The sequence below is a fragment of the Amycolatopsis sp. cmx-11-12 genome, assembly GCF_046269425.1.
Taxonomy (GTDB): Bacteria; Actinomycetota; Actinomycetes; order Mycobacteriales; family Pseudonocardiaceae; genus Amycolatopsis.
This window is the reverse complement of the sequence record NZ_JADNQM010000023.1, coordinates 93,499-103,825: the sequence shown is the minus strand read 5'-3', so window position 1 is coordinate 103,825 and position 10,327 is coordinate 93,499. Positions and strand designations below refer to the sequence as shown.

Annotated in this window: 9 protein-coding genes; 5 read left to right on the top strand and 4 right to left on the bottom strand. The window is 68.0% G+C overall.

Translation table 11 applies throughout. The annotated features are described in order from the left end of the window. Window positions 1-12 precede the first annotated feature (12 nt). A complete protein-coding gene (locus ACLARN_RS28030) occupies window positions 13-990 on the top strand; it encodes an alpha/beta hydrolase (protein WP_409494456.1) in 978 nt (325 codons plus the stop codon). A 103-nt stretch (window positions 991-1,093) separates the two neighbouring features. Here the strand turns inward: ACLARN_RS28030 and ACLARN_RS28025 are convergent, their stop codons facing one another. The 3 genes from ACLARN_RS28025 to ACLARN_RS28015 are packed head-to-tail and all read right to left on the bottom strand — an operon-like array spanning window position 1,094 to window position 3,043. Next, window positions 1,094-2,053: a pyridoxal-phosphate dependent enzyme gene (locus tag ACLARN_RS28025; RefSeq protein WP_409494455.1), complete on the bottom strand. Its 960-nt coding sequence runs from the start codon at window positions 2,051-2,053 to the stop codon at window positions 1,094-1,096. Then, window positions 2,050-2,697 carry a transcriptional regulator gene (locus ACLARN_RS28020; protein WP_409494454.1) on the bottom strand — a complete coding sequence of 216 codons (648 nt, stop codon included), beginning with the start codon at window positions 2,695-2,697 and terminating at the stop codon, window positions 2,050-2,052. The genes ACLARN_RS28025 and ACLARN_RS28020 overlap by 4 nt, the downstream gene beginning before the upstream one ends. Further along, a complete protein-coding gene (locus ACLARN_RS28015) occupies window positions 2,690-3,043 on the bottom strand; it encodes a RidA family protein (protein ID WP_409494453.1) in 354 nt (117 codons plus the stop codon). Before ACLARN_RS28015 ends, ACLARN_RS28020 begins: the two co-directional genes overlap by 8 nt. A 112-nt stretch (window positions 3,044-3,155) precedes the next feature. Between ACLARN_RS28015 and ACLARN_RS28010 the strand changes: the two genes are divergently transcribed. Then, window positions 3,156-3,902, top strand: a complete 747-nt coding sequence (locus tag ACLARN_RS28010; RefSeq protein ID WP_409494452.1) for a GntR family transcriptional regulator — start codon at window positions 3,156-3,158, stop codon at window positions 3,900-3,902. Between the two features lie 51 nt (window positions 3,903-3,953). Here ACLARN_RS28010 and ACLARN_RS28005 read toward each other — a convergent pair whose 3' ends face one another. Then, on the bottom strand, window positions 3,954-5,321 hold the full coding sequence (locus ACLARN_RS28005) for an SLC13 family permease (protein WP_409494451.1): 1,368 nt from the start codon (window positions 5,319-5,321) through the stop codon (window positions 3,954-3,956). Window positions 5,322-5,473: 152 nt separating this feature from the next. On the opposite strand from ACLARN_RS28005, the gene ACLARN_RS28000 reads away from it, so the two are divergent. The 3 genes from ACLARN_RS28000 to ACLARN_RS27990 are packed head-to-tail and all read left to right on the top strand — an operon-like array spanning window position 5,474 to window position 10,318. After that, a complete protein-coding gene (locus ACLARN_RS28000) occupies window positions 5,474-6,640 on the top strand; it encodes a pyridoxal-phosphate-dependent aminotransferase family protein (protein WP_409494450.1) in 1,167 nt (388 codons plus the stop codon). A 10-nt stretch (window positions 6,641-6,650) separates the two neighbouring features. After that, the gene (locus ACLARN_RS27995) at window positions 6,651-9,569 is read left to right on the top strand and encodes an FAD-binding and (Fe-S)-binding domain-containing protein (protein ID WP_409494449.1); all 2,919 of its coding nucleotides are present in this window, start codon (window positions 6,651-6,653) and stop codon (window positions 9,567-9,569) included. After that, on the top strand, window positions 9,569-10,318 hold the full coding sequence (locus ACLARN_RS27990) for a fumarylacetoacetate hydrolase family protein (protein WP_409494448.1): 750 nt from the start codon (window positions 9,569-9,571) through the stop codon (window positions 10,316-10,318). Before ACLARN_RS27995 ends, ACLARN_RS27990 begins: the two co-directional genes overlap by 1 nt. The last annotated feature ends 9 nt before the right edge of the window (window positions 10,319-10,327 follow it).

The window sequence follows — 10,327 nt, the reverse complement described above, 5'->3', positions numbered from 1 at the left end:
CGAGGAGAAGTGATGAACCGAAGGCGGCGATGGGGTCTGCTGGTGTTGTCCGTGGTCGCCCTGCTCGGAAGCTCGGTCCCCGCGATCGCGGCTCCCACGGGGGCCACCGCCGACAACGGCGCGAAGGTCGTCGAGGAGACGTGGCTGGACGCGCGCACGGTCGACCTGAAGATCAGCTCGCCCGCGCTCGGCACCACCGGCATGGTCCGCCTGCTGGTCCCGACCGGCTGGTCCGCGCAGCCGACGCGGACCTGGCCGGCGCTGTACCTGCTGCACGGGTGCTGTGAACCGGTCGATTACCGCTCGTGGGACCAGTTCACCGACGTCAAGGCGTTCACCGCGGACAAGGACGCCCTCGTCGTCATGCCGACCGGCGGACCCGCCGGGATGTACACGAAGTGGTGGAACTTCGGCCTCAAGAGCACTCCCGACTGGGACACCTTCCACACGTTGGAAGTACGGCAGATCGTCGAACGCGGCTACCGGGCGGGCACGCGCCGGGCGATAGCGGGACTGTCGATCGGCGGGTACGGCGCGCTCGCGTATTCGTTCAAGCACAAGGGGATGTTCGCCGCAGCGGCGTCCTACAGCGGGGTGCCGAACACGTTGAATCAGGGCGCTCCGCTGTTCATCCAAGGAATCCTGGCCCGCGCGGGAATCTTCAACTACCTCGAACTCTGGGGCGACAGCTGGGGGATGCGGCCACTGTGGACGGCGAACAACCCCTTCGATCACGTCGACGACCTGCGCGGCACGGCGCTCTACGTCTCCTGCGGAAACGGGAAGACCGGCCCGCTCGACCCGCCAGGAAAGTCCGACATCTTCGAATCCCAGGCGCTGGCCTCCTCGGTGAGCTTCACGGATCGGCTGAAGCTCAAGGGGATTCCGGCGACCGTCGACTACTACGGCGACGGCACGCACAGCTGGCCCTACTGGCAACGGGCCCTGCGTGATTCCTGGCCGCTTCTGGCAGGCGGGCTCGGACTCTGATCCGCTGTCGCGAAAGCCACTTTCGGGACACCAGGCGTCCCGAAAGTGGCTTTCGCGACACCGCCGCCGGGGACCCACCGCAAGTAGAGGACTAGTTGCGAGGTCAGCGCGCGACGAGTTCGGCGAAGCGCTCAGGGCTGACGTTCCCGCCGCTGATGATCACCCCCACCTTGCCCGAAACGGCCACCTGCCCGCTGAGGAGCGCGGCGAGACCGGTCGCCCCGCTCGGTTCGATGACGAGCTTGAGGCGTTCGAACGCGAACCGCATCGCTTCCCGGACCTGGTCGTCGGTGACCAGCGCGATGTCGTCGACGAGCTTCCGGTTGATCGAGAAGGTCAGCTCGCCCGGGATCTCGGCGGCCTGCCCGTCGGCGATCGTCCGCGGCACCGGGATCGAGACGCGTTCGCCCGCTTCCAGCGAGCGTTTGGTGTCGTCGCCGGCGGCGGGTTCGACGCCGACGACGCGGATGCCGGGCTGCACGGCCTTCGCGGCGGTCGAGCTGCCCGCGATGAGACCGCCGCCGCCGACCGGGACGACCAGGGTCTCCAGCGAACCGGTCTCCTCCAGCAGTTCCAGCGCGGCGGTGCCCTGTCCGGCGATCACGTGCGGGTGCTCGTACGGCGGGATGAGCGCCAGGCCGCGTTCCGCCGCCAGCGCCTCGCCGATCGCGACGCGGTCGCCGGTGTACCGGTCGTAGGTGACGATCTCGGCGCCGTAGCCCGCGGTAGCGTCCTTTTTGGACTGAGGGGCGTCCTCCGGGATCAGGATGACCGCGCTGCTCCCGAGTTCCCGCGCGGCGAGCGCGACGGCCTGTGCGTGGTTGCCCGAGGAATACGCGGCGATGCCCTTGGCCAGCTGCTCCGGCGAGAGCCGGGAGGTGGCGTTGTACGCGCCACGGAACTTGAAGGCCCCGATGCGCTGGAGGTTCTCGCATTTGATGTGGACCTCGGCGCCGACGAGGTCGTCGAGGGTGCGGGAACGCACGACCGGGGTCCGGTGCGCGACCCCGGCCAGGCGGGCGGCGGCGTCGCGGATGTCGTCGATGGTCACGGGGGCGGTCATGATGCTCCTTGATCACGGATTTCGGCGAGATAGTTGTAAGCGGAGGCGCGGGAGATCCCGATCCGGGCCGCGACCTGAGGCACGGCCCGCCGTACGGCGAAGACGCCGCGCGCGTGCAGGCTGCGGAACAGGTCGAGACGTTCTTCGCGGCTGAGCGCGGCCCAGGGCTTGTTCAGCCGGAGCTGGTGGTCGTCGACGATCGCGTCCACCACCGCGTCGACGTCGTCGCCGAAGGTGGTGGTCGGCGTTTCGGTGGTGGCCGTGCCGACGTCGGCGAGTTCGCCGACCAGTGTCCGCAGCTGGCCAAGGGCGGTGACGTCGAGGTTCACGCACAGCGCGCCGAACACCGAGCCGCCGCTGTCACGCAGCAGCATGGTCGAGGACTTCACCAGTTTCCCGGACGCCGTCCGGGTGACGTAGTTGAGCTCGTCTTCGGCGTCGTCGCCACGGGCGAGCAAGCCCATGCCGATCTCGCTCATCGACCCGCCAACGCTGCGACCGGTGACCGATCCGGCGATCGCCACCACCGACTCCTCCGGACGGCGGAAGTCGTGCACCACGACCTCGCAGAACGAGCCGAGCGTCGCGGCGATACCGTCGGCGACCGGCGCGAGCGCGTCGAGGATCGCGTCCCGCTCAGACATCGCGTACTCGGGCGAGAGCCTCGACTTCGACGGCACCGCCGTAGGGAAGGGAAGCCACCCCGACGCAGGTGCGGGCGGGTCGTGGCTCGGCGAAGAACTCTTCGTAGACGCGGTTGAGGCCGTCACGGTCGGCGATGTCGGTCAGATAGACGACGACCTTCACCACGTCGGCCCGGCTCGCGCCGACCGAACGCAGTGCGGCGTCGAGGTTGGCGAAGGCCTGCGGGCATTCGGCGTCGAAGCCGCCGGGTACCAGGTCGCCCGTCTCGGTCACGCCGAGCCGTCCGGACACGGAGACCAGGTCGTCGCTGCGGAAGGCCGGGGGATACGGATGCTCGTTGCTCACGAGACTGACTGTATAAGCCTTGGACGAAAAGTCCAAGCGAGCGAAAAGTGACGTACCGCTCACGCCAGGGGAAAGTGATTGATATACCGTATACAGAAAGGGAGGGGTCTCGATGACCACGAGTTGGACCAGCGCGGTGCAGTATGAAGACGGCCGTATCGTCGCGCCACCGAGTATGGCCGACCTGGCCACCCAGGCGCTGCGGGCGATGATCCTTTCCGGCGAACTCCCGCCCGGCACGCGACTGGTCGAGGCCAAGCTCACCGAGCGGCTCGGGGTGTCCCGACCGCCGCTGCGCGAGGCGTTGCAGGTCCTGGCCTTCGAGGGACTCGTCGTGCCCCATCCGCGGCGTGGCGTCATCGTCCGTCCCCTGACCCGCCATGACGTCTACGAAATCATCACCCTGCGCGAAGAACTGGAAGCCTTCGCCGTCCGGATCGGTGTCCCGGTTCGCTCGCCGGAGCGGTTGCAGGCCTGCCGGAACGCCTTGGCCGCCTTCGAACAGGCGGGCCTCGAAGGCGACGAGGGTGTCTTCACTCAGCGCAAGTACGACTTCCACCAGTCGATCGTCGCGCTGGCCGGACATGAGCGCGTCACCGAGGCGTATCGCGCTCTGTCCCTTCAGATGCAACTGTGCATGGCGCTCAACCGCAGTGCCCGCCGCGACGGCGAGTCGTTGATGCAGAACGTCGAACGGCACCGCGAACTGCTCACCATCATCGAGGGCGGCGACCCCGATGCGGTGCTGGAGGCGCTGGCCGCCCACGGGCACAGCAGTTTCCTCGACGCAGTAGTCGATCAACTCGACGGTGGCAGTCCCGAATCCGAGCAGTGGCTGGCCGAGCGCCGGGCTCGTTGAGAAAGAGTCCATATCGGACGGCCCGAGTGGACCGTCCGATATGGATCGTGCTCAGCCCCAGCCAGGCAGGATGAACAGCAGCCAGGTCGCGACGGGCGCGATCGCGCACATGCTGAAACCCCAGATCATCAAGCCGCGGAAGGTCTTGTCGTTCTGACCGGCGGGCGCGTTGGCCACGACCAGGGCACCACTGGTCGAGAACGGCGACGAGTCGACGACCGACGACGAGATCGCCAGCGCGATGATCATGCTGACCGCGCCGACCTCGCCCGCCAGCAGGAACGGCACCGCGAGCGGGATGAGCGCGCCGAGGATCCCTGTCGTCGAAGCGAACGCCGACACCACCGCGCCGATCGCGCAGATCAGGATCGCGGCCAGCAGGGGTGAACCGATGTGGGTCACCAGATTGCCCAGCCAGTCGATCGTGCCGACCCGTTCCATCAGCGAGACGAAGGTGACGATCCCGCAGATCAACAGCACCGTCGGCCAGGCCACCTCGCTGATGGCCGCCTTCGCCGACCCCGGCGAGACCAGCGACAGCACCGTCGCCACGGTCAACGCGGTGAACCCGACGTCGAGCTTGAACACCAGCGCGCCCACGGCGAGCGCCGCGAGCCCGATCAGGGTGAACACATGGTCGCGAGTGAGCGGAAGGCGCTCCTCGGGCTCATCGGAACCACCGCTGGGAGGCGTCGGCGCCGGGGCCTCGGGGCCGCCGGTCATGGTCGCACCCGCCGAAGAACCGCTGAGCGCGAGCGCCGTCGCGGGCTGTGCGGTCACGGCGACGACTTCGGACGTGGCGGTCGAAGAGCGGCGGATCAGTTCGCGGCCGCCGAAGAGGAAGAACACGATGACGCTCAGCAAGAGGTTGAAGACAAAGGAAGACGCGAACAACAGCCCAGGATTGCTCGGCAGGTTGTCGCGCGCGACGACGCCGTTGACGATGCTGCCGAAGATACTGATGGGGGAGAAGCCGCCCGCGCTGGCGCCGTTGATGATCAGCAGGCCCATCAGCATCGGGTTGATCGAGTAGCGGCGGGCGAAACCCATGCCGATCGGGGCGATGATCGCCACCGCCGCCGGCACCACCGCGCCGACCGCGGTCAGGGTCGCGGTGACCACGAACATCACCCAGGGGATCAGGGCGATCCGCCCGCCGACGGCGCGGACCACCAGGTGCACGAGCCGGTCGACGGTGCCGTTGCCTTTGGCTATCGCGAACAGCAGCGTCACCCCGACCAGGATGACGAAGAGATCGCCGGGAAAGCCCGAGACGATGTCGTCGGTGCTTTCCCCGACGAACACCGTGCCGATCACGAAGGCGGCGACGAACGCCAGCGCTCCCATGTGGACGGGGAGCACGGTCGCGATCAGGAACACCAGGGCGAGCGCCACGACTGTGACGAGTTGTATGGACATCTGAATCCTCTGCGGTCGGCGCTGACTCGTTCAGGGACTTGAAGTTGTTTCCGGTACCCCCTCGACGGAGTTCGGTACACGGTATACCTTTCAAGCAGCGAGACCAAGGTTTCACTTTGTGGAACATCTCGAAGCCGAGCGTGGAGGCGCACATGACATACGCAGCCGGACGTCACTTCCTGCAGATCCCGGGCCCGACGAACGTCCCGGACGTGGTGCTCCGGGCGATGTCGTCGGCCACCATCGACCACCGCGGTCCCGAGTTCCAGGAACTGGCGAGTCAGCTGCTGCGCGACATCAAGCCCGTCTTCGGCACCACGAACCCGGTGGTCATCTACCCCGCCACCGGGACAGGGGCGTGGGAAGCGGCCCTGACCAACACCCTCAGCCCTGGCGACACCGTCCTGGCCTTCGAGACCGGTCACTTCGCCACGCTGTGGCAGGAGATGGCGCGGGGTCTCGGGCTGCACGTCGACTTCGTGCCGGGGGACTGGCGCCACGGTGCCGACCCGGAGGTGGTCGCCGAGCGGCTCGCCGCCGACACCGCGCACCGGATCAAGGCCGTCTGCGTGGTCCACAACGAGACCTCCACCGGCGTCACCAGCCGGATCCCGGAGATCCGCGCCGCGATCGACGCCACCGAGCATCCCGCTTTGCTGCTGGTCGACACCATCTCGTCACTGGGTTCGATCGACTACCGGCACGACGAATGGGGTGTCGACGTCACCGTCGCGGGCTCGCAGAAGGGCCTCATGCTCCCGCCGGGCATGAGTTTCAACGCGATCAGCGACAAGGCCCTCAACGCCGCCAAAACCGCGTGCCTACCGAAGGTCTTCTGGGACTGGGGCCCGATGCTCACCGCGAACGAGCGCGGTTTCTTCCCCTATACCCCCAACACCAACCTCATGTACGGCTTGCGGGAGGCCTTGCGGCTGCTCTACGAGGAGGGCCTCGAGAACGTCTTCGCGCGCCACGCCCGGCACGCCGCCGCCACCCGGGCCGCCGTGCGTGGCTGGGGCCTGGAGGTTCTCTGCCAGGACGAGCGCGAACATTCCGGTTCGCTGACCGCGGTCCTGGTGCCCGAAGACGTCGACGCCGACAAGGTCCGCGCGATCATCCTCGACCGGTTCGACATGTCCTTGGGCGCGGGGCTGGGCAAACTCGCCGGGAAGATCTTCCGGATCGGGCATTTGGGCGCGTTCAACGACCTCACCCTCGCCGGAACCCTCGCGGGAGTCCAAATGGGACTCACGATCGCCGGTGTCCCCGCCGATCCACGCGGGCTGCAGGACGCCCTCGAACTGCTGCAGAACGACTGAGGGCGCGCCGATGACAGCCGAACTGACCCGCACCAGCCCGCTCGAAGACGCCCTGCGCGCGCGGATCGAAGGGGAAGTCGCCTTCGACGACTACACCCGTCACCTGTTTTCCCGCGACGCGAGCATGTACTCGATCATGCCGCGCGGCGTCGTGTTCCCCCTCGATCACGAGGACGTCGCCGCGGCCGTCGCCACCGCGGCGGAGTTCGGCGTGCCCGTCGTCCCGCGCGGCGCCGGCACCAGCCTCGCCGGGCAGACCGTCGGGCCCGGCCTGGTACTCGACCTGTCCCGGCACATGAACCGGATCATCGCTCTCGATCCCGTCGCGCGGACCGCCGTCGTCGAACCCGGTGTCGTCCAGGACCAGTTGAACAAGGCGGCCGCCGCGCACGGGCTGATGTTCGGGCCCGACACCTCGACCAGCAACCGCGCCACCATCGGCGGCATGGTCGGCAACAACTCGGCGGGCTCCGGGTCGCTGACCTTCGGGATGACCATCGACCACATTCGCGCGATGGACGTCGTTCTCGCCGACGGCTCCACCGCCCGGCTGGAGCCGGTGAGCGAGACCGAACGCGTGCGGCGTGCGGAAGCGGACACTCTCGAAGGCCGTATCTACCGCGAACTGCCCGAGCTCGTCACCGCGCACGAGGACGCCATCGCCAAGGGCATGCCGGTGTTCTGGCGCCGCGCGTGCGGCTACCGGCTCGACCGCCTCTCCGGATACGGCGACGAGAATCCCTTCGACCTGGCCAAGTTCGTGGTCGGCGCCGAAGGAACCCTCGTACTGGCCACCCGGATCGAAGTCGACCTGGTGCCCAAGCCGAAGAAGACCGTCTACGCCGTCGGGCATTTCGACACGACGCACGGCGCGATCTCGGCCACGCTCGACGCGCTGAGCTGCGGGCCGCATCAGGTCGAACTGATGGACAAGACCATCCTCGACCTGTCCCGCGAGAAGATCGAGTACGCCGATCTCGGCAACTATCTGGTCGGCGATCCGGCGGCGCTGCTGTTCGTGTCCTTCTCCGGTGACGACGAGGCCGGCCTGGTGACGAAACTCGACGAGGTCGCCGCGCTGTGGGAGCGCAACGGACACGGCTACCACACGCTCAAGCTCGTCACGGCCGCCGAGCAGGCGGCGCTGCTCAAGGTGCGCAAGTCCAGTCTCGGCCTGCTGATGGCGGCGGGCGAGGGCACCAAGCGGCCGCTGGCGTTCATCGAGGACACCGCCGTCGCCCCCGAGCACCTCGCGGACTACACCGCGCGGTTCAAGGAGATCCTCGACGAGCACCGGCTCGAAGCCGGGTTCTACGGCCACTGTTCGGTCGGCTGCCTGCACATCCGGCCGTTCGTCGACCTCACCGATCCCGCGCAGGTCGACACGATGCGCGTGGTCGCGGAGAAGATCAAGGATCTCGTGGCCGAGTTCGGTGGCGTGAACTCCTCCGAACATGGCGACGGCCTCGCCCGCTCCGAGTTCAACCGCGAGATCTTCGGCGACGAACTCTACGAAGCCATGCGCCAGGTCAAGAAGCTGTTCGACCCCGCGGGCACGATGAACCCCGGCAAGATCGTCGACGCGCCCCCGATGACCGAGAACCTGCGTGACCGCGACGCCCTCCCGTCCGCGCCGCCGCTGCGGACGATGCTGTCGTTCGAGGTCATCGGCGGGGGCGGCATGCGCGACGCCGCCGACCGCTGTATGAACATCGGCTTGTGTCGCAAGACCAGCGGCGGCGTGATGTGTCCGTCCTATCAGGTCACCTTGCAGGAAGAGCATTCCACGCGCGGCCGTGCCAACGCCTTGGTCAAGGCGCTCTCCGAGCCGGATCCGAAGGCCGCGCTTGGCGGGGAACGCCTGCACGAGATCCTCGACCTGTGCCTGATGTGCAAGGCCTGCAAGAGCGAATGCCCGATGAGCGTCGACATGGCGTCGCTCAAGGCCGAGACCCTGCACCAGCACCACGAGGAGCACGGCGTCCCGCTGCGGTCGAGGATCTTCGGCTCGATCCGGTTCCTCAACCGGCTGGGCTCGGCGACCGCGCCACTGTCCAATGTGCCTGGTCGGATCGACTTGCTGCGCAAGGTGATGGAACGGACCGTCGGTATCAAGGCGGAACGTCCGCTGCCGAAGTTCGTGCGGGACAACCTTTTGCGCTGGAACCGTCGCCGGGTGACGGCACCAGGTACGGCCGGCACGGTGAACTGGCTGGCCGACTCGTTCACCACCTTCACCGAACCGCAGATCGGCAAGGCGGCCATCGAGTTGCTCGAAAGCGCGGGCTGGGCGGTGGAACTCGCCTCCGGCGGCTGCTGCGGGCGGTCGAGTCTGTCCAAGGGCCTGCTCGACGACGCCAAGAAGAAGGCCACCGGCCTGGTCACCTCGCTGGCTCGCGACACCGAACCGGGATCGCCGATCGTCGGATGCGAGCCCTCGTGCGTGTTCACCCTGCGGGACGAGACCTTGGCGCTGTTGCCGGAACTTCCCGAAGCTCAGCAGATCAAGGAACGGGTCCGCCAGGTCGAGGAACTGCTCGTCGAGGCCATCGACGACGGCAGGCTGAAGCTGCCGGAGCGATCGTGGCTCAGCGGGCGGCGCGTGGTCTTCCACGGCCACTGCCACCAGAAGGCGGAGGTCGGCACGGCCGCCACCATGGCGCTCCTGCGCCGCATCCCGGGGCTGGAGGTCGCCGAGATCGACTCCGGATGCTGCGGGATGGCGGGCTCGTTCGGTTTCGAGGCCGAGCACTACGAGACTTCGATGGCCGTCGGCCGCGACCGCCTCTTCCCCGCGCTGGAAAAGGAACCGGACGAAACGCTGGTCGCCGCCACGGGAGTTTCGTGTCGCCAGCAGATCTTCCACGGGGCGGGCCGGACGGCGTGGCACCCGCTCGAACTCGTCCGCGAAGCGCTTGGTGGCTCGTGATGCGCCTGATTCGCTTCGCCACCGAGGGCGCCGCCCGGACGGGGTGCGTCGAAGGTGACGTCGTCCGCGTCTACGACCCGGTCACCGGTCCCGGTGAGATCGTCGGCCCGCTGTCCGGTGTCCGACTGCTCGCGCCGTGCGATCCGCGCACGATCGTCTGCGTCGGCAGCAACTATGCCTGCCAGCTGAAGGAAAAGGGCCGTCCCTGGCCGGAACGACCCGCCCTGTTCCTCAAGGCCCCCAACGCCGTCACCGGCCCTGGGCAGCCGATCCTGCACCCACCCGAGGTCGAACGCCTGGAGTACGAGGGCGAGCTGGCCGTCGTGATCGGCAAGACCGCGCGGAACCTGACCGTCGAGGACGCCGCCGAGCACATCCTCGGCTACACCTGCGCCAACGACGTCACCGCGCACGACTGGCGGGCCGACGGCCAGTGGGCGCGGGCCAAGAGCGCGGATACGTTCCTGCCGCTGGGGCCCTGGATCACCACCGGCATCGAGAACGGAGACCTCAAGGTGACCACGAGGATCAACGATCGGATCGTCCAGCGGTCCACCACCGCGGAAATGATCTTCGGCGTGCCCGCGATCCTCGCGTGGGTGACCCGCTGGTTCACGCTGAGCCCCGGAGACGTCGTGCTCACCGGCAGCCCGGCCGGTGTCGGGCCGATGAAGCCGGGGGACGACGTCACCGTCGCCATCGAGGGGATCGGCGAGCTGACCAACCCGGTCCGGCCTCGCGAGCGGTAAGGACGGCTC